Raw genomic sequence first — 19,136 nt, 5'->3', positions numbered from 1 at the left:
GCAATTCCTTTTCACGGACGAAAGGTTCAGAGATCGTGATAACGGAGGCTATCGGCTATGATCCAGCCGAGAAACCCGCAGCTCTGCAATGATCGTTGCAAGAATGAAAAGCGCGCTCGACTGGGAAGACATCCGCCTGTTCCTGGCCGTCGCCCGCGGCGAGGGGCTCAGCGGCGCGGCCCGCCAGGCGGGGCCGAGCCCGGCGACGTTGGGGCGCCGCATGACGGCGCTGGAGCAGGGCCTGGGCCAGCGCCTGTTCATCCGCGAGCGCCTGGGCTACCGCCTGACCGAGGAGGGGCGCCAGTTCCTGGCCCAGGCGGAGGAGATGGAGGCGGCGGCGACCGGCATCGAGCGCTGGCGCGACGGCCTGTCGCCACGCCGCACGGTGCGGATCTCGGCCGGCACCTGGACCTCCTGGTTCCTCGCCCGCCACATCGATGCCCTATGGTCGCCCGACGAGCCCTGGTCGATCGACTTCGTCGCGGCCAACGCCCGGCTCGACATCGCCCGCGGGCAGGCCGACATCGGCATCCGCAACCGCCGGCCGGAGGAACCCTGGCTGGCGGGGCGGCGGACCGGCGACGTCGCCTTCGCCGTCTATGGCCGGCGCGCCGCCGCGCTGGGCGACCGCTGGATCGGCGTGACCGGCGACGGCGCCGTCACCCCCTCGGCCCGCTGGGTGGCGGAGCGGCACGCCGCCGCCACGGTGATGCGCGGCAACGATCCGCGGCTGATCCTGGACCTGCTGCGCCGCGGCGTGGGCCGGGCGGTGCTGCCCTGCTTCGCCGGCGACAGCGAGCCGGAGCTGGAGCGGCTGCAGCAGGTCGAGGAGCTGCGCCACCAGCAATGGCTGGTGCTGCACAATGACGAGCGCCGCCACCCCGCGGTCCGCGCCGTGATCGAGCGCATCGTCCGCCTGATGCGGGAGAACCGGGCGCTGCTGCGGGGCGGCGATCCCGCCGGCTAGGATGCCATCTCCTGCAGGGCCGTGACCCGCGCGTCGCCGAGCACGCTGCGGATGTGCCGCTCGACCATGCCGATCGCCTCCTCCGCCTCCAGCTCGATTCCCGGCCCGGCCTTCCGCAGCCAGGCGCCGTCGATCAGCACGCCGACCCCGAGCACGAACCGGGTCAGCTCGGCCCCCTGCAGCAGGCCTTCGACGCAGCTGCCCAGGTTGGACACCATGCGGCGATGGAACAGCCGCTGCAGGCGTTCGAGCTGCGGGTCCTGGCCGGCGACGGAAGAGAAGGACAGCCAGGCGCGGGCGGTGTTGCGGTCGAACACATCGGCCGGGAAGTTGCCGTGGACGATCGCCATCAGCCGGTCCCAGCGATTGCCCGCCGCCTTCATGTTCCGCACCACCGCGTCCATCACCACGCGGTTGGCGTAGCGGACCATCCAGAACAGCACCTCGTCCTTGCTCTTGAAGTAATAGGCCAGGATGCCCGGCGACATCCCGGCCTCCTGGCAGATGCGGGCGGTGGTCAGGCCGCCGATGCCGTGCTGCAGGAAGGCGCGGTAGGCGCCCTCGATCAGCTCGCGACGGCGGATTTCCTCGATCGGCTTTCGCATGGCTCTCCCCGGCCCTCGTCGCCAGCTATATTAGCGTTCAGTTTTTTATATGAACGTACAAAAAACTGAATTGACAAAAAATCCCGCTGTGCTTGGCTAGGCCGGGGTCGAAACGGCCGCGCAGACGGCCAGCCCCGCAACCGATTCATCGGGAGGCTGTCATGAGAGGATTTGTCATCGCGGCCCTGGCCTGCATGGCCTGGTCGACCGCATCCGCGGAGGATTCGTCCTGCGCCCGGGTCCGCAGCGCCGACATGGGCTGGACCGACATCGCCCTGACCACCAACACCGCCGCCATCGTGCTCAAGGCCATGGGCTACGAGATGACCAACACGCTGCTGGGCCTCAACATCACCTATGAGAGCCTGAAGAACGGCCAGGTCGACGTCTTCCTCGGCAATTGGCGGCCGGCCCAGGACATCGAGTTCAAGCAGTATTACGACGAGGGCTGGGTCGAGGTGCTGGGCACCAACCTGACCGGCGCGAAGTTCACCCTCGCCGTCCCGGCCGCCCTGGCGGAGGCGGGGGTGCGCGGCTTCGACGACCTCGCCCGCTTCGCCGACAAATTCGACCGCAAGATCTACGGCATCGAACCCGGTAGCAATCAGCCGCTGCTCGACATGGTGGCGGCCGGCCGACACGGGCTGAAGGGCTGGGAGATCGTCGAATCCAGCGAGCAGGGCATGCTGGCCCAGCTGCAGCGGGCGATCGCCCGCGACCAGTGGATCGTCTTCCTCGGCTGGCAGCCGCACCCGATGAACCTGAACTTCAAGATCGCGTACCTCACCGGCGGCGACGCGGAGTACGGGCCGGATTTCGGCGGCTCGACGGTGCGGACCATAGCCCGGCCGGGCTATGCCGCCGCCTGCCCCAACCTGGCTCGCTTCTTCGCCAACCTCGCCTTCGACATCGACGCGGAGAACGCCGGGATGAAGCTGATGCTGGACGACGGCCAGGACGCCCCGACCGCCGCCGCGGCCCTGATCAAGGCGCATCCGGAGAAGCTGGCCGCCTGGCTCGATGGCGTCACGACCCGGGACGGCCGGCCGGCCCTGGCGGTCGTCCAGGCGGCTTTGGCGAAGTGACGGATATCGCCTTCGATCGGCCGGCGACGATGCTCGCGGCGGTGCTGGACGCGCCCGGCGAACCCCTGGCCGTGCGCCGCGTGCCGGTCCCGAGGCCCCGCCCCGGACAGTTGCTTGTGCGGCTGCGGGCTTGCGGCGTGTGCCACACCGACCTTCATATCTGGGGCAGCGGCGCCGCCTCCGGCAAGCCGCTGATCCTGGGGCATGAGGGCGTCGGCGAGGTCGTCGAGATCGGCGCAGGCGTGCCGGGCTGGCGCCGGGGCGACCGGGTCGGCGTGCCCTGGCTGCACGACACCTGCGGCCGGTGCGACGAATGCCGCGAGGGCGCGGAATCCTTCTGCCAGGCCCAGCGGGCCCATGGCTGCGACGTCGACGGCGCCTTCGCCGAATACGTCGCCGTCGACGCCGGCCATGCGGTGCGGCTGCCGGCCGGGGCCGACCCGGTCGCCACCGCCCCCCTGATGTGCGCCGGGGTGACCGCCTATGGCGCGATCCGACGGGCGGCGCTGCGGCCGGGGTCGCGCTGCGCCGTGTTCGGCTGCGGCGGCCTCGGCCTCTACGCCGTCCAGCTGGCCGCCCGGACCGGCGCGACGGTGGTCGCGCTGGATGTGTCCCCGGCGAAGCTGGAGCGCGCCCGGGCGCTGGGGGCCCACCACACCGTGATCGCCGACGAGGCCGCGGCGGCGCGCCTGCAGCAGCTCGGCGGCATGCATGCCTGCATCAACTTCGCGCCGACCGACGCGACCTGGGGGGCCATGATCGGCGGCATCCGGCCGCGCGGCACCATCGTCGCGGCCGCCCTGGTGGAGAAACCGGTGCCGGTCAGCCAGGCCTGGCTCACGGCGACCGGGGTCGTCCTCACCGGCACCAGCGTCGGCACCCGGCTGGAGATGGAGGAGCTGATCCGGCTGCATGCCGAGGCGCCGCTGCGCAGCATGACCCGCAGCATCGGGCTGGCGGAGATCAATGACGGGCTGCGCGACCTGCGCGAAGGCCGGGTCAACGGCCGGCTGGTGATCGATTTCGGCAAAGCCGGCCGCGCCTGACCCCGCGGGTGTCCGGTTGAGCTTTCTGCGTTGCAGATGCAGGCATAGAGCTCAACTTTCATTGTCATTGCCCGGCTTGACCGGGCAATACAGGGGCCACCAAGAGCCGCTCTGGCCGCCCCTGGATGCCACGGTCAAGCCGTGGCATGACAAAAGAGGGATGTGGCGTTGCGCTGAAATTCCACTGTCGTCTGTGTTTTCGCCTCAACCGGACAGCAGTGGCTGATTGCCGGTCAGCGGCGCGGCGCCGGCTCGTCCCGGGAGAGCCCCATCGCGTTGCCGGACAGCAGGCCGTCGACCCAGCCATTGGCGATGCGCACGGCATCATCCGGCGCGAACACGGTGGGGTCGAGGCAGAGTTCGAGCCACAGCCCGTCGAGCATGGCGGTGAAGGCCAGCGACGCCAGGGCCGCGTTCACCCCGCGCGCCCGGTCTTTGGCGGCGGCGGCGATCAGCTGTTCCAGGGTCTTGCGATAGGCGGCGTAGACGTCGCGATGGACCTGCCGGATCGCCTCGTCGCGGCGCACCAGCGCCCAGAAGGACAGCCAGATCGACAGCAGCTCGGGGTCCAGCACCGGCGGCCGGAAGCTGGCGTCGATGAAGGCGCGCAGCCGCGCTTCAGCCGTCGCGGCAGGGTCCTGCAGCGCGACCGCCAGGGCTTCGGCGACATGGCTGCCGATGAAGCGGTAGGTCTCGGCGATCAGGGTGTCGATGCCGCCGAAATAGTGGCGGACCAAGCCAGGGGACACGCCGGCGCGGGCGCACACCTCGCGCACCGAGGTGGCGGCATGGCCGCGTTCGGCCAGGCACCGGGCCGTGGCTTCGATCAGCGCCCGGCGTCGCACCGCCGGCAATTCGCGCGTGAATTTCGCGCGGGGCCCTGTTTTGTCGCCAGCGAGACGATCTGGGGGCACGCGATCAGAGGAGGCGGAGCGAGGCTCGGCCACAGGAAGCGACGGCCCGGAGTCTCCCCCGGGCCGTCCCTGGCATCACAGCAGCTGGACCGCTTCGGCCATCGGGCCCTTCTGGCCCATGCGGACCGTCAGGCGAACCCGCTGCTCGCTGTTCAGGCTCGGCAGGCCGGCCTTCTGCAGCGCGCGCGAAGCGACATAGACGTCCTTGCCGCCATCGTCCGGCGTCACGAAGCCGAAGCCCTTCTCGGCGTTGAAGAACTTCACAGTGCCCTCGACCTCGGTGGCCGGGCCGCTGAAGCCGCCACGGTCGCCGCCGAAGCCGCCACCACCGCCGCCGAAGTCGCGACCACCACCGCCGAAATCACGGCCGCCGCCGCCAGCGCCGAAGCCGCCCCGGTCACCACCGAAGCCGCCACCGCCGCCGAAGCCGCCGCGCTCGGGCCGGTCGCCGAAGCGATTGGGCCGGAAGCCGCCACCCGCGCCCGCGGCGGGCGGAGTGCCGAGTTCCTCGACACGATGGATCACCGCGACCTGCGGGCCCTTCTGACCTTCCGCGATGTCGCAGACGATCTTCGTGCCCTCATACATCTCGCGATGGCCGGACTGCTCCACGACCGAAGCGTGCAGGAACGCGTCCGGCGAACCGTCCGTCACCTGGACGAAGCCGAAACCCTTCGTCGCATTGAACCACTTGACCACTGCCGTCACGTCACGGCGATACTCACCGCCTCCGACGCGCGGCGGATGACGTCGGTTCATCATTGACCTGAAACTCCAAGAGAAAGTGCTGCACCATGACCAAGGGTGCGGCTTCCGCGAGCGGAAACCAAGATCTGCCCGCTCGCGACCGGCAACGCGCCGGTCCTGGACGGTCTGAACGTTTTTGTCGATAGGACCATTCGTTACGTGGAAACGACCTGCCCGCGCGTGGAGAGCCACCCGCGGGCGATGATCATCTCCTAACCCCTCAGCCGAGCCTACAGAAGACACCCGATTGGACTATAACTCGACGCCGCGCGGCTTGACCATAGTTGTCGCAAGGGTTCCGAGAGAATCTTTCTTAAGCCACAGTCAGCGCGAAAGCCGCACCGGAGCGCCGGTTTTCACCGACTCCCAGGCCGCGTCGGCGAGCAGCAGGGCGCGCCTGCCGTCCTCCCCTCCCGCCCGCGGCGGCCGGCCGTCCAGCACCGCGTCGATGAAGTCGTCGAGCTCACGCCGATAGGCATCCGCGTAGCGTTCCAGGAAGAAATGCAGCGGCTTGTCGCTCACCACCCCATCGGCCCCGGAGAATTCGACCGTGGTCGGGGTGCGGTTCTCGACCCGCAGCATGCCCTTGGCGCCGAAGGCCTCGACCCGCTGGTCATAGCCATAGGCGGCACGGCGGCTGTTGGAGATCTGCGCGATCGCGCCGCCCGCGGTCTTCAGGGTGACGACGGCGGTGTCGACGTCGCCCTCGGCGCCGATCGCCGGGTCGACCAGGTTGCTGGCGGTGGCGTAGAGCTCGACTGGCTCCTCGCCCAGCAGCCAGCGGGCCATGTCGAGGTCGTGGATCATCATGTCCCGGAACAGGCCGCCGGAGACCCTGATGTAGCTGGCCGGCGGCGGCGACGGGTCGCGGCTGGTGATCGACACCAGCTCGACCTTGCCGATGCGGCCTTCGGCGATGCCGGCCTGCGCGGCCTCGAAGCTGGGGTCGAAGCGGCGGTTGAAGCCCAGCGCCAGCGGCACGCCGGCCTGGGCCACGATGTCGAGGCAGCCCTGGACCCGGGCGCTGTCGAGGTCGATCGGCTTCTCGCAGAAGATCGCCTTGCCGGCCTTGGCCGTGGCCTCGATCAGGTCGGCATGGGTGTCGGTCGAACTGGCGATGACCACGGCGTCGACGCCGTCCAGCGCCGCCAGACCGTCGCCGACCACGGCGCCGTGCTGGGCCGCCAGCTCTTCGGCCGCGGCGCGGTGGACATCCACCACCGCCACCAGCTTGGTGCGGGGGTTCCGGGCGATGTTGTCGGCGTGGATCTTCCCGATCCGTCCGGCACCGAACTGGCAGATCTTGAGCATGCTTCTTCTCCCTAGCGACGCGCCCGGGATCATGGCCCGGCAGCGACGACCGGCGACAGAAAAATCAGAATTCTGAGGTTGCAGTCAAATGGAATATTTGTTCTATTTGGCTGAAATCGCCCTGGGGAGGACAGCCATGACCCGCCACCTGACCGGCCACCGCGGCGGCTTCGGCCCGGGGCTGACGCCGATCACCCGCTTCGACGAGCCCGAGGACGACACCGGCATCGCCGTCTCGGTCCTGAAGCTGGCGCCGGGCGAGAGCCGCGAGATCGAGGCTGCGAACGAGACCGCCTGGCTGCTGATGTCCGGCGCCGCCGAGGTCACGGTCGACAACCGGTCGACCCGGTTCGAGCGCGGGTCGCTGTTCGACGAATCGGCCAGCGCCGTGCATGTCGCCGCCGGCGCCCGGGTCCGGCTGCAGGCCGAGACCGAGGCCGAGTTCACGGTCTACGAGACGAAGAACACCAAGCCCTTCCCGTCCCGGGTGTTCGGGCCGGAGGATGTGCCGAACGAGCATCGCGGCAAGGGTCAGGTCGACGAGGCCTGCTACCGCTATGTCCGCACCATCTTCGACCTGCGCAACAGCGACCCCAACGCCGAGCTGGTGCTGGGCGAGGTCGTGACCTTCCCCGGCCGCTGGTCGAGCTACCCGCCGCACCACCACCCGCAGCCGGAGATCTACCACTACCGCTTCACCGATCCGCGCGGCTACGGCCATGCCGAGCTGGGCGAGACGGTGCTGAAGGTGCGGGCCAACGACACCATCAAGATCTTCGACGGCTTCGACCATGCACAATGCGCGGCCCCCGGCTACGGCATGTACTACGCCTGGGTGATCCGCCACCTCGCCGGCAACCCCTACACCGTGCCGGAGTTCACCGAGGAGCATCGCTGGACCATGGACCAGGACGCCGAATTCTGGCGCCCGGAAGGCGCGTCGCGTCATGGCTGAGCCCACACCCACACTCGACGTCATCTGCATCGGCCGGTCCTCGGTCGACCTCTATGGCGACCAGGTCGGCGGCCGGCTGGAGGACATGGCGTCCTTCGCCAAATACGTCGGCGGCTGCCCGACCAACATCTCGGTCGGCGCCGCCCGGCTCGGCCTGCGCTCCGCCCTCCTCACCCGGGTCGGCGACGAGCATATGGGCCGCTTCATCCGCGAGCAGCTGGCGGCGGAAGGCGTCGAGACCAGCCACATCATCAGCGACCCCGAGCGGCTGACCGCGCTGGTGATCCTGGGCATCCGCGACCGCCACACCTTCCCGCTGATCTTCTACCGCGAGAACTGCGCCGACATGGCGCTGTCCGAGGACGACATCGACGAGGCCTTCATCGCCTCGGCCCGCGCCGTGGTCGTCACCGGCACCCACTTCTCCACCCCCGGCGTCGCGGCGATGAGCCGGAAGGCGATGCGGCTGGCCCGCGCCCATGGCCGCAAGGTGGCGTTGGACATCGACTACCGTCCCGTCCTGTGGGCCCTGACCGGCCATGGGCTGGGCGAGGAGCGCTTCGTCGAGAACGCCGATGTCAGCGCCCATCTCCAGGGCATTCTGCCGGATTGCGACCTGATCGTCGGCACCGAGGAGGAGATCCACATCGCCGGCGGCGCCACCGACACGCTGGCGGCGCTGCGCCGGATCCGCGAGCTGAGCGCCGCCACCCTCGTGGTCAAGCGCGGGCCGATGGGCTGCGTCGTGTTCCCCGGCGCCATCCCCGACGACATCGAGCAGGGGGTCAAGGGCCCCGGCTTCCCGGTCGAGGTCTACAACGTGCTGGGCGCCGGCGACGGCTTCATGGCCGGCTTCCTGCGCGGCTGGCTGCGCGACGAGCCGATCGAGGCCGCCTGCCGCTACGCCAACGCCTGCGGCGCCTTCGCCGTGTCGCGCCATGGCTGCGCCCCGTCCTACCCGAGCTGGGCCGAGCTGTCGCAGTTCCTGGAGCAGGGCAGCGCCCATCACCGGCTGCGCGAGGACCCGGCGCTGAACCAGGTGCATTGGGCGACGACCCGGATCCGCGACTGGCCCGAAGTCCACGCCATGGCCTTCGACCACCGCTCGCAGTTGGAGGAGATGGCGGCGCGCAACGGCGTGGATCCCGACCGGATCGGCGCCTTCAAGCTGCTGGCCTGGCAGGCGGCGAAGCAGGCCCATGGCGACGCCCCCGGCTTCGGCGTGCTGATCGACGGCCGGCTGGGCAGCGACGCGCTGTTCGCCGCCGCCGGCACCGGCACCTGGATCGGCCGGCCGATCGAGCTGCCGGGATCGCGCCCGCTGCGCTTCGAGGGCGGGCCGGATGTCGGCGTCACCCTGCGGGAATGGCCGCTGGAGCACGTGGTGAAGTGCCTGGTGCAGTACCACCCGGACGACGGGCCGGAGATGCGGGCGGAGCAGGACCGCCAGCTGCTGGCCCTGTTCGACGCCAGCCGCGCCACCCGGCACGAGCTGCTGCTCGAGATCATCCCGCCCAGGACCATGCCGGCCGACGACCACACCGTGGCCCGGGCGCTGGACCATCTCTACAGCATCGGCATCCACCCCGACTGGTGGAAGCTGCCGCCGCCGTCGGAGACCGCCTGGATCGCGATCCAGGAGGTCATCGCCCGGCGCGACCCGAACTGCCGCGGCGTGGTGCTGCTGGGGCTGGAGGCGCCGGAGGAGGAGCTGATGGCCGCCTTCACCCTGGCCGCGCGCCAGCCCTGGTGCCGCGGCTTCGCGGTCGGCCGCACCATCTTCGGCCGCGCCGCCGAGGACTGGTTCGCCGGACGCATCGACGATGACGAAGCGGTGGGACGGATGGCCGCCAGCTATGGCAGCCTGATCGCCGCCTGGCAGGATGCCCGCGCCGCAGCGCAAGCCGCGGCCTAAAGGAGCGATAGGGATGGGAACCGTGCGTTTGACCATGGCGCAGGCCCTGGTGCGCCACCTCGCCGCGCAGTGGATCGAGGACGAGGACGGCACCCGCGAGCGCCTGTTCGCCAGCTGCTGGGCGATCTTCGGCCATGGCAATGTCGCCGGCATGGGCGAGGCGCTGTACGCGCATCGCGAGGAATTGCCGACGCTGCGGGCCCACAATGAGCAGGCGATGGCGCTGGCCGCGATCGCCTTCGCCAAGGCGAAGTTCCGCCGCCGCATGATGGCGGTCACCACCTCGATCGGGCCGGGCGCCACCAACCTAGTCACCGCCGCCGCCCTGGCCCATGTCGACCGGCTGCCGGTGCTGCTGCTGCCCGGCGACGTCTATGCCAGCCGCCGGCCGGACCCGGTGCTGCAGCAGGTCGAGAGCTTCGGCGACGGCACGGTCAGCGCCAATGACTGCTTCCGCCCGGTGTCGCGCTATTTCGACCGGATCACCCGGCCGGAGCAGATCCTGACCGCCCTGCCCCGCGCCCTGTCAGTCCTGACCGACCCGGTCGATTGCGGGCCGGTGACCCTGGCGCTGTGCCAGGACGTGCAGGCCGAGGCCTTCGACTACCCCGCCTGGTTCTTCGAGGAGCGGGTGCACCGCATCCGCCGCGCCGGCGCCGATGAGGGCGAGCTGGCCCGCGCCGTGGCGGCGCTGACGAAGGCCGAGCGGCCGCTGGTGATCGCCGGCGGCGGCGTGCTGTATTCCGGCGCGGCCAGGACCCTGGCCGGCTTCGCCGAGCGCCATGGCCTACCGGTGGCCGAGACCCAGGCCGGCAAGGGCAGCCTGGCCTGGGCCCATCCCAACAATGCCGGGTCGATCGGCGTCACCGGCAGCAGCGCCGCCAACGCCCTGGCCGCCGATGCCGATGTCGTGCTGGCGGTCGGCACCAGGCTGCAGGATTTCACCACCGGCTCCCGCGCCCTGTTCCGGCAGCCGGGCCGCACCCTGATCCAGCTGAACGCCGCGACCTTCGACGCCGACAAGCACGGCGCCCTGCCGCTGGTCGCCGATGCGAGGCGTGGCCTCGACGCGCTGTCCGGGGCCTTGGGCTCCTGGACGGCGCCGAAGCGCCAGGCCGACCGGGTCAAGGGCCTGGTCGCGGAATGGACCGCGTCGGTCGACCGCGCCACCGCGGCCAGCAACGCCCCCCTGCCCTCCGACGCCCAGGTGCTGGGCGCCGTCAACCGCGCGGCCGGTCGCGGCGCCATCGTGGTCTGCGCCTCCGGCGGCCTGCCGGGCGAGCTGCACAAGCTGTGGCGCACCGACGCGCCGGGCGGCTATCACCTGGAATATGGCTATTCCTGCATGGGCTACGAGATCGCCGGCGGTCTCGGGGTCAAGCTGGCCCGGCCGGACCGCGAGGTCTATGTCCTGGTCGGCGACGGCAGCTACATGATGATGAACTCCGAGATCGCGACCGCTGTCCAGCTGGGCGTGAAGCTCAACATCGTCGTGCTCGACAACCGCGGCTTCGGCTGCATCAACCGGCTGCAGAACGCCACCGGCGGCGCCTCCTTCAACAACCTGTTCCGCGACGTCGCCGGCGCCCAGCCGATCGACTTCGCCCTGCATGCCGCCAGCATGGGGGCGGTGTCGGAGAAGGTGTCGGGCATCGCCGAGCTGGAAGGGGCGCTGCTGCGCGCCAAGGCGACCGACCAGACCAACGTCATCGTCATCGACACCGACCCGGTGGTGACGACCGAGGCCGGCGGCGCCTGGTGGGACGTGGCCGTGCCCGAGGTCTCGGACCGCGAGCCGGTCCGCCAGGCCCGCGCCGGCTACGAGGCCCAGCTGGCCGGACATCCCGTCACCGGGCGCTCCGCCTGACCGAAACCAACCACGCAACGAGACCGCCGCGATGACTGTCTTCCTCGGCACCAACCCGATCGCCTGGAGCAACGACGACCTGCCGGAGCTGGGCGGCGAGACGCCGCTCGAGACCTGCCTGGCGGAAACCCGCGAGGCCGGCTTCACCGGCATCGAGCTGGGCAACAAGTTCCCGCGCCAGGCCGATACGCTGCGCCCGATCCTGGCGGCGCACGACCTGCAGCTGATCTCCGGTTGGTACAGCGCCAACCTGATTGACCGAACGATCGATCAGGAAATCGCGGCGATGGAGCCGCATCTCGCTTTGCTGGCCGCGATGGGCTGCAAGGTCATGGTGTTCTGCGATACCTCCGGCGCAGTGCATGGCAACCAGGGCACGCCGCTGTCGGCTCGCCCGACCCTGCCGGACGAGGACTGGCCGGAATTCGGCCGCAAGCTGACCGCGGTCGGTGACCACATGGCGAAACGCGGCGTGCGCCTGGCCTACCACCACCACATGGGCACGCTGGTGCAGAGCGAGGCCGAGGTCGACCTGCTGATGCACCACACCGGCCTGTCGGTCGGGCTGCTGCTGGATGCCGGGCACATGACCGTGGCCGGCGGCGACCCGGCGGCGCTGGCCAGCCGCTATGCCAGCCGGATCAACCATGTCCACGCCAAGGACGTCCGCCGCGACGTGCTGCAGAAGGTGCGCGACGAGGATTGGAGCTTCCTCGACGGCGTCGTTGGCGGGCTGTTCACCGTGCCGGGCGACGGCATGGTCGATTTCGCCAGGGTGTTCGACGCCCTGCCCAAGAGCTATGCCGGCTGGATGGTGGTGGAGGCCGAGCAGGACCCGGCCAAGGCCAACCCGCTGGCCTATGCCCGGCTGGGCCGCCGCAACCTGTGGAAGTTCGCCACCGGCGCCGGCTTCGACGTCAAGGGCTGAAGCCGGCCCGGTGGAAGAGCCGGCTATGAAGATTTCCCCAACGAGGCGAAGTGGTTGATGGCATATTGGCGGCCTCGAATCACTCGCCTCGGATGGTGAAAATGTCGGCTCAAAGCTCCTTCTTCGCGTTTTTCGCCCGCATCTTCCTCGCCGTCCTGTTCGTGGTCTCCGGTTACTTCAAGCTGACGGACTTCAACGGCTCCGTCCAATACGTCGCCTCGGCCAGCAGCCTGCCGGTGCCGCAGCTGTTCACCGCCCTGACCATCCTGGTCGAGCTGGGCGGCGGCATCCTGCTGATCCTGGGCCTGTTCTCCCGCACCGCCGCCTTCATCATGGCCGGCTTCACCCTGCTGACCATCCTGCTGGTCCACCACTTCTGGACCATGGCGGATGCCGAGGCGATGGCGAACCAGCTGATGGCCATGAAGAACCTGGCGATCGCCGGCGGCCTGCTGATGATCACCGGCTTCGGCCCCGGTGCCTGGGCGATCGGGCCGGGCGGCCGCCGCTGACGGTCACGGCACCGGACATGCTTTCGAAACGGCGGGCCTCGGGCCCGCCGTTTTCGTTTCGGGTCAGCGGTGCTTGAACGCGGGCGGGCGCTTCTCGGTGAAGGCGGCCATGCCCTCGCGGCGGTCCTCGGTTCCGAAGGTGGCGTGGAACAGCCGGCGCTCGAACAGCACGCCCTCGGCCAGGCTGGTCTCGTCGGCGCGGTGCACCGCCTCCTTCGCCAGCATCGTGATCGGCAGGGAATAGCCGGCGATGGTCTCCGCCGCCTTCAGCGTCTCGTCCAGCAACTGGTCCGCCGGCACCACCCGCGAGACCAGGCCGGACCGTTCCGCCTCCGCCGCATCCATCATCCGGCCGGTCAGCACCATGTCCATCGCCTTGGACCGGCCGATCAGCTTGGTCAGGCGCTGGGTGCCGCCGGAGCCCGGGATGGTGCCCAGCTTGATCTCCGGCTGGCCGAACTTGGCGGTGTCGGCGGCGATGATGAAGTCGCACATCATCGCGATCTCGCAGCCGCCGCCCAGGGCGTAGCCGGCCACCGCCGCGACGATCGGCTTGCGGAACCGGCTGATGCAGGTCCAGTTCTCGATCAGGTTGCCGGTGTAGGCGGCGATGAAGTCCTTCGACGCCATCTCCTTGATGTCGGCGCCGGCGGCGAAGGCCTTGGCCGAGCCGGTCAGGACCACCGCACCGATGCCGTCATCCGCCGCGAAGGCGTCGAGCGCCTGGGCGAGGTCCCGGAAGATCGCGTCGTTCAGCGCGTTCAGCGCCTGCGGCCGGTTCAGCGTGATCAGGCCGACCCGGCCCCGGGTCTCGACCAGGATGGTCTCGTAGCTCGCGGTCATGGAACACTCCTTCGCATCGACTCGTCGATTGATTGACCGAACGCCCGGTCAGCGTTTGCAGGCTCAACGCTGGCACACCGGGCAGAAGAAGGTGCTGCGGCCGGCCTGGACCACGCGCTGCACCGTGCCGCGGCACTTCGGCGTGCGGCACGGTTCGCCCTCGCGGCCATAGACCGACCAGGAATGCTGGAAATAGCCGAGCTCGCCATCGACCTGGACGTAGTCGCGCAAGGACGACCCGCCGGCCGTGATCGCCCGCTCCAGCACCGCCTTGATCTCCGGCACCAGCCGCGCGGCGCGGACCCCGGCGACCGAGGCCGCCAGCCGGCTCGGCGAGATATGCGCCGCCCACAGCGCCTCGCAGACATAGATGTTGCCGAGGCCGGCGACCACCCGCTGGTCCAGCAGCGCCGCCTTGATCGGGGTGATCTTGCGCGCCAGCACCCGGTCGAGATAGGCGGCGTCGAACTCGTCCGACAGCGGCTCCGGACCCAGCAGCTCCAGCGATTTGTGGGTGTGCAGCGCGTTCTGGCTGACCAGGTCCATCATGCCGAAGCGGCGGGTGTCGTTGAAGGTGACCACCGATCCCGATTCGGTCTCGAACACCACATGGTCGTGCGGGCTGTCGACCGCCGGCCGGCCCTGGCTGACCATCATCCGGCCGGACATGCCGAGATGGATCAGCAGCACCATGCCGTCGTCGAGATGAACCAGCAGGTATTTGGCGCGGCGGTCCAGCCGCACCACGCGGCGGCCGGTCAGCCGTTCGACCATGCGTTCGGGCAGGGGGGAACGCAGGTCGGGGCGGCGCTGTTCGACGCGGGTCAGGCGCTGGCCTTCCAGGACGGGCACCAGGCCGCGGCGAACGGTCTCGACTTCGGGAAGCTCGGGCATGGCCGGCACACTGGCACGAGCCGCCGCCGGACGCTATGGTCCGGCCATGAGCGACGCCCCTTCCCACCGCAATCCTGAGTCCCGCTGGTTCGGCGACACCGAAGTCGACCCGACGGAAAAGACCGAGCGCGTCCAGGGCGTGTTCAGCAGCGTCGCCCGCCGCTACGACCTGATGAACGACCTGATGAGCGGCGGCGTCCACCGGCTGTGGAAGGCCCAGCTGATCGCCGCGATCCGGCCGCATCCCGGCGAGACGCTGCTGGACGTGGCCGGCGGCACCGGCGACATCGCCTTCCGCTTCCTCGACCGCGCCGGGGTAGACAGCACAGGCCGGGGCGCCCGCGCCATCATCTGCGACCTGACCGAGGGCATGGTCGCGGTCGGCCGTGACCGGGCGATCGATCGCGGCCGGATCGGCCCGATCCTGCACATGGTCGGCAACGCCGAATCGCTGCCGGTCGCCGACCGGTCGGTCGACGTCTACACCATCTCCTTCGGCCTCAGGAACGTGACCCGGATCGACGACGCGCTGCGCGAGGCGCGGCGGGTGCTGAAGCCGGGCGGCCGGTTCTTCTGCCTGGAGTTCAGCAAGGTGGTGCTGCCAGGCTTCGACCGCGCCTACGACCTCTATTCCCGCACCGTGATCCCGCGCATGGGCAAGGTGGTGGCCAAGGACGAGGACAGCTACCGCTACCTGGTCGAGAGCATCCGCCGCTTCCCCGACCAGCCCAGCCTGGCCGAGCGGATCGAGGCGGCGGGGCTGGAGCGGGTGCGCTGGACCAACCTGTCGGCCGGCATCGCCGCGATCCACACCGGCTGGCGGATCTGAGGGCAGCGGACGACGGAGATCAGAATGCCCGACCGCGAAAAGGAAGAGGCTTCGAGCGATAGCCCCCCAGGAAGCGGAGCGCCGGCAGATTCAGGCGAAGGCCGATGCAATCGTGGCGTTCTGGAACGAACACGAGCGCCGCTTCGGGACGCCTGCCGACGAGTACAGCGAGATCTGATCGCGCAGACTCGGCGAAACACTTTAGCCGTCATTGCGAGTCCCGGAGGGGCGTGGCAATCCAGCGGCACCGCCCCCTGGATCGCCACGTCGCTTCGCTCCTCGCGATGACGACGAGTCCGTAGATCCCGCCTAAGACCCCATTTCACGGCCCCATCCGCGCATATCGTCGCAATCGACGATCGCGGGGCTTGCCGAAACCGTTCGGCCGCCCTAAAGAACATTCATGCGATGTAATTCGCCCTGCGCTGTCCCCGGGGACCTGCCGTGACGCTGACGCTTCGCGACCGACGCATCCTGCTGATCGTGGCCGGCGGCATCGCCGCCTACAAGTCGCTGGACCTGATCCGACGCCTGCGGGAACGCGGCGCCCGGGTGCGCTGCATCCTGACCCAGGCGGCGACCGAGTTCGTCACCCCGCTGGCCGTCGCCGCCCTGACCGAGGACAAGGTCTATGGCGCGCTGTTCTCGCTGACCGACGAATCGGAGATGGGCCACATCCAGCTGTCGCGCGACGCCGACCTGCTGGTGGTGGCACCGGCCACCGCCAACATCCTGGCGCGGATGGCGGGCGGGCTGGCCGACGACCTGGCCACCACCGCCATCCTGGCCACCGACAAGCCGGTGCTGGTGGCCCCGGCGATGAATGTGCGGATGTGGGACCACCCGGCGACGCGGGACAATCTGGCCCTGCTGCGGCGCCGCGGCGTGCTGACCGTCGGCCCGAACCAGGGCGACATGGCCTGCGGCGAATACGGCTTCGGCCGCATGGCCGAGCCGCTGGAGATCGTCGCCGCGGTCGAGGCCTATTTCGACGGGATCGGCCGCTTCGGCACCCAAGGCCCGCTGAAAGGCCGCCACGCCCTGGTGACCAGCGGCCCGACCCATGAGCCGATCGACCCGGTGCGCTACATCGCCAACCGGTCCTCGGGCAAGCAGGGCCATGCCATCGCCGCCGCCCTGCTGCAGGCTGGGGCCCGGGTGACGCTGGTGTCCGGCCCGACCCATGAGCCCGCCCCCGCCGGCGTCACATTGGTGCCGATCGAGACCGCGGCCGAGATGATGGCCGCCTGCCAGGCCGCGCTGCCGGCCGATGTCGCGGTCTGCGCCGCCGCGGTGGCCGACTGGCGTGTGGCCACGCCTTCGGGGCAGAAGATCAAGAAGGGCGCCGGCGGCCCGCCGGCCCTGGCGCTGGCCGAGAATCCCGACATCCTGGCGACGCTGAGCGCGGTGGGGCCCAACCGCCCGGCGCTGGTGGTCGGCTTCGCCGCCGAGACCGAGGATGTGGTGGCGCACGCCCAGGCCAAGCGCGCCCGCAAGGGCTGCGACTGGATTCTGGCCAACGACGTGTCGCCGGGCACCCAGGCCTTCGGCGGCGACAGCAACATCCTGCACTTGATCACCGCCGAGGCCGCCAGCACCTGGCCGCGGCTGAGCAAGCCCGACATCGGCACCCGCCTCGCCGGCGCCATCGCCGCCCATTTCAACAAGGACTGACCCCGGCCGATGACCGAAGCGATCCCCGTCGCCATCACCCGCCTGCCGCATGGCGCCGACCTGCCCTTGCCCGCCTATGCCACGCCGGGCTCGGCCGGGCTGGACCTGCTTGCCGCGGTGGCCGAGCCGGTGACGCTGGCGCCGGGCCGGCGGGTGCTGATCCCCACCGGCATCGCCATCGCCCTGCCCGCCGGCACCGAGGCGCAGGTGCGCCCGCGCTCCGGCCTTGCCCTGAAGCACGGCATCACCATCGCCAACGCGCCGGGCACCATCGATTCCGACTATCGCGGCGAGATCGGCGTGGTGCTGATCAACCATGGCGACGAACCGGTCGCCATCACCCGCGGCATGCGCATCGCCCAGATGATCGTCGCCCGCCACGCGACCGTGGCCTGGGACGAACGACCGACCCTAGACACCACCGCCCGCGGCGCGGGCGGCTATGGATCCACCGGAACGGGAGCCTGAAGCATGTTCCGACTGCCGAAGAAGATGCTGTTCGCCATCGAGGCGGTGCTCGACATCGCCTACAACGCGGTCGACACGCCGGTGCAGAGCGCCGAGATCACCAAGCGCCAGGGCATCCCGCGGCGCTATCTGGAGCAGGTGCTGCAGCAGCTGGTGCGGGTCGACATCCTGACCGGGGTGCGCGGGCCGCGCGGCGGCTACCGCCTGGCGCGCGAGCGCCGGCGCATCACCGTGGGCGAGATCGTGCGCGCCATCCGGTCGCTGGAGACCGCGGCGGATGAGGAGGACGCGCTGCCCCCGGGGTCGCGCCTGGGCCAGGAGATCGTCCGCCCGCTGTGGCTGGAGCTGCAGGAGGAGGCGGTGCGCCGGCTCGACGGGCTGAGCATCGAGGACCTGTGCAACCAGGCCCGCGACCAGGGCATCCCGCGTGAACGCGCCGCACCGGTCGACTTCTCGATCTGAACGGCTGGCCTTACCCAACCTCGCCGCGTATAAATGTGGTCAAATCTATTTAACGCCCTGGGAGAGTAGTTATGTCGTCCTCCACCGTCGGCAAGATCGATCTGCCTGCCCAGGCCGAGTTCCGGGGCAAGATCTACGACTCGATCCTCGACACCATCGGCGCGACCCCGCTGGTCCGCGTGAAGAAGCTGGCCGAGGCGCATGGCGCCAAGGCCGACATCCTGGCCAAGCTGGAGTTCTTCAACCCGCTGTCGAGCGTGAAGGACCGCATCGGCTTGGCCATGATCGAGGCGCTGGAGGCATCGGGCAAGATCAAGCCGGGCGTCAGCACCCTGATCGAGCCGACCTCGGGCAACACCGGCATCGCGCTGGCCTTCGTCGCCGCGGCCAAGGGCTACCGCCTGATCCTGACCATGCCCGAGACCATGTCGGTCGAGCGCCGCAAGATGCTGAAGTTCCTCGGTGCCGAGCTGCACCTGACCGAAGGCCCCAAGGGCATGAAGGGCGCGATCGCGAAGGCGGAGGAGCTGGTCCAGACCATCCCCAACGCGATCATCCCGCAGCAGTTCGAGAACGCGGCCAATCCGGCGATCCACCGCAAGACCACGGCCGAGGAGATCTGGAACGACACGCAGGGCGGCGTCGACATCCTGATCTCCGGCGTCGGCACCGGCGGCACCATCACCGGCGTGGCCGAGGTGCTGAAGCAGCGCAAGCCCAGCTTCAAGGCGATCGCGGTGGAGCCGGAGGACAGCCCGGTGCTGTCCGGCGGCAACCCCGGGCCGCACAAGATCCAGGGCATCGGCGCCGGCTTCGTGCCCGGCGTGCTGAACACCAAGATCATCGACGAGGTGGTGCGCATCTCGAACGAGCGCGCTTTCCAGACCGCCCGCCAGGTCGCCAAGTTGGAAGGCCTGCCGGCCGGCATCTCCTCCGGCGCCGCGCTCGCCGCGGCGCTCGAAGTGGGCCAGCGCCCGGAGAACGAGGGCAAGCAGATCGTCGTGATCATCCCCTCGATCGCCGAGCGTTACCTCTCGACCGCGCTGTTCGAAGGCCTGGACTAGCCTCCAGCTTCCATGGTGCGTGCGGGGAAGCGGGCCTTCGGGCCCGCTTT

General features: G+C 69.9%; 19 protein-coding genes. 13 read left to right on the top strand and 6 right to left on the bottom strand.

Going from position 1 to position 19,136, the window contains the following annotated elements:
* Window positions 1–103: 103 nt before the first annotated feature.
* Window positions 104–967 carry a LysR family transcriptional regulator gene (locus tag AB4112_RS12225; RefSeq protein WP_441719917.1) on the top strand — a complete coding sequence of 288 codons (864 nt, stop codon included), beginning with the start codon at window positions 104–106 and terminating at the stop codon, window positions 965–967.
* Here AB4112_RS12225 and betI read toward each other — a convergent pair.
* Window positions 964–1,572: a transcriptional regulator BetI gene (gene betI / locus AB4112_RS12220; protein WP_309793769.1), complete on the bottom strand. Its 609-nt coding sequence runs from the start codon at window positions 1,570–1,572 to the stop codon at window positions 964–966. The genes AB4112_RS12225 and betI overlap by 4 nt on opposite strands.
* 161 nt (window positions 1,573–1,733) lie before the next feature.
* Between betI and choX the strand changes: the two genes are divergently transcribed.
* Both choX and AB4112_RS12210 read left to right on the top strand, forming a co-directional pair.
* On the top strand, window positions 1,734–2,657 hold the full coding sequence (gene choX, locus AB4112_RS12215) for a choline ABC transporter substrate-binding protein (protein ID WP_441719914.1): 924 nt from the start codon (window positions 1,734–1,736) through the stop codon (window positions 2,655–2,657).
* Window positions 2,654–3,703: an alcohol dehydrogenase catalytic domain-containing protein gene (locus AB4112_RS12210; protein WP_441719911.1), complete on the top strand. Its 1,050-nt coding sequence runs from the start codon at window positions 2,654–2,656 to the stop codon at window positions 3,701–3,703. The genes choX and AB4112_RS12210 overlap by 4 nt, the downstream gene beginning before the upstream one ends.
* Before the next feature lie 233 nt (window positions 3,704–3,936).
* On the opposite strand, the gene AB4112_RS12205 is transcribed toward AB4112_RS12210, so the two are convergent.
* From AB4112_RS12205 to iolG, 3 genes are all read right to left on the bottom strand, one after another.
* Window positions 3,937–4,548, bottom strand: a complete 612-nt coding sequence (locus AB4112_RS12205) for a TetR family transcriptional regulator C-terminal domain-containing protein (RefSeq protein WP_441719909.1) — start codon at window positions 4,546–4,548, stop codon at window positions 3,937–3,939.
* 144 nt (window positions 4,549–4,692) lie between these two features.
* The gene (locus AB4112_RS12200) at window positions 4,693–5,325 is read right to left on the bottom strand and encodes a cold-shock protein (protein WP_309793766.1); all 633 of its coding nucleotides are present in this window, start codon (window positions 5,323–5,325) and stop codon (window positions 4,693–4,695) included.
* A gap of 363 nt (window positions 5,326–5,688) precedes the next feature.
* Complete coding sequence (iolG, locus tag AB4112_RS12195; RefSeq protein ID WP_309793765.1) at window positions 5,689–6,675, bottom strand: inositol 2-dehydrogenase; 987 nt, start codon at window positions 6,673–6,675, stop codon at window positions 5,689–5,691.
* 136 nt (window positions 6,676–6,811) lie between these two features.
* Here iolG and AB4112_RS12190 point away from each other — a divergent pair, with 136 nt between their 5' ends.
* From AB4112_RS12190 to AB4112_RS12170, 5 genes are all read left to right on the top strand, one after another.
* The gene (locus AB4112_RS12190) at window positions 6,812–7,630 is read left to right on the top strand and encodes a 5-deoxy-glucuronate isomerase (protein WP_309793764.1); all 819 of its coding nucleotides are present in this window, start codon (window positions 6,812–6,814) and stop codon (window positions 7,628–7,630) included.
* Window positions 7,623–9,545: a bifunctional 5-dehydro-2-deoxygluconokinase/5-dehydro-2-deoxyphosphogluconate aldolase gene (locus AB4112_RS12185; protein WP_309793763.1), complete on the top strand. Its 1,923-nt coding sequence runs from the start codon at window positions 7,623–7,625 to the stop codon at window positions 9,543–9,545. Before AB4112_RS12190 ends, AB4112_RS12185 begins: the two co-directional genes overlap by 8 nt.
* Before the next feature lie 13 nt (window positions 9,546–9,558).
* On the top strand, window positions 9,559–11,412 hold the full coding sequence (gene iolD / locus AB4112_RS12180) for a 3D-(3,5/4)-trihydroxycyclohexane-1,2-dione acylhydrolase (decyclizing) (protein WP_309793762.1): 1,854 nt from the start codon (window positions 9,559–9,561) through the stop codon (window positions 11,410–11,412).
* Between the two features lie 31 nt (window positions 11,413–11,443).
* Window positions 11,444–12,340: a myo-inosose-2 dehydratase gene (iolE, locus tag AB4112_RS12175; protein ID WP_309793761.1), complete on the top strand. Its 897-nt coding sequence runs from the start codon at window positions 11,444–11,446 to the stop codon at window positions 12,338–12,340.
* 101 nt (window positions 12,341–12,441) lie between these two features.
* Window positions 12,442–12,852: a DoxX family protein gene (locus tag AB4112_RS12170; protein WP_309793760.1), complete on the top strand. Its 411-nt coding sequence runs from the start codon at window positions 12,442–12,444 to the stop codon at window positions 12,850–12,852.
* Window positions 12,853–12,915: 63 nt separating this feature from the next.
* On the opposite strand, the gene AB4112_RS12165 is transcribed toward AB4112_RS12170, so the two are convergent.
* Together AB4112_RS12165 and mutM are read right to left on the bottom strand one after the other, a co-directional pair.
* Entirely contained in the window at window positions 12,916–13,695 is a 780-nt protein-coding gene (locus AB4112_RS12165; protein WP_309793759.1) for an enoyl-CoA hydratase, read from the bottom strand.
* Between the two features lie 63 nt (window positions 13,696–13,758).
* The gene (gene mutM, locus AB4112_RS12160; protein WP_309793758.1) at window positions 13,759–14,589 is read right to left on the bottom strand and encodes a bifunctional DNA-formamidopyrimidine glycosylase/DNA-(apurinic or apyrimidinic site) lyase; all 831 of its coding nucleotides are present in this window, start codon (window positions 14,587–14,589) and stop codon (window positions 13,759–13,761) included.
* A 46-nt stretch (window positions 14,590–14,635) separates the two neighbouring features.
* Between mutM and AB4112_RS12155 the strand changes: the two genes are divergently transcribed.
* The 5 genes from AB4112_RS12155 (at window position 14,636) to cysK (ending at window position 19,086) form a co-directional block, all read left to right on the top strand.
* Window positions 14,636–15,418 carry a class I SAM-dependent methyltransferase gene (locus AB4112_RS12155; protein WP_309794090.1) on the top strand — a complete coding sequence of 261 codons (783 nt, stop codon included), beginning with the start codon at window positions 14,636–14,638 and terminating at the stop codon, window positions 15,416–15,418.
* A gap of 444 nt (window positions 15,419–15,862) precedes the next feature.
* Complete coding sequence (gene coaBC / locus AB4112_RS12150; protein WP_309793757.1) at window positions 15,863–17,092, top strand: bifunctional phosphopantothenoylcysteine decarboxylase/phosphopantothenate--cysteine ligase CoaBC; 1,230 nt, start codon at window positions 15,863–15,865, stop codon at window positions 17,090–17,092.
* A gap of 9 nt (window positions 17,093–17,101) precedes the next feature.
* On the top strand, window positions 17,102–17,560 hold the full coding sequence (dut, locus tag AB4112_RS12145; RefSeq protein WP_309793756.1) for a dUTP diphosphatase: 459 nt from the start codon (window positions 17,102–17,104) through the stop codon (window positions 17,558–17,560).
* Window positions 17,561–17,563: 3 nt separating this feature from the next.
* Complete coding sequence (locus tag AB4112_RS12140) at window positions 17,564–18,022, top strand: RrF2 family transcriptional regulator (RefSeq protein WP_309793755.1); 459 nt, start codon at window positions 17,564–17,566, stop codon at window positions 18,020–18,022.
* Window positions 18,023–18,093: 71 nt separating this feature from the next.
* Window positions 18,094–19,086: a cysteine synthase A gene (gene cysK, locus AB4112_RS12135; RefSeq protein WP_309793754.1), complete on the top strand. Its 993-nt coding sequence runs from the start codon at window positions 18,094–18,096 to the stop codon at window positions 19,084–19,086.
* Window positions 19,087–19,136: the final 50 nt, after the last annotated feature.

It is taken from the genome of Inquilinus sp. 2KB_23 (assembly GCF_052115705.1).
Taxonomy (GTDB): Bacteria; Pseudomonadota; Alphaproteobacteria; order DSM-16000; family Inquilinaceae; genus Inquilinus; species Inquilinus ginsengisoli_A.
Note: the sequence above shows the minus strand (reverse complement) of the source record. Positions and strands in the feature narration are given on the sequence as shown.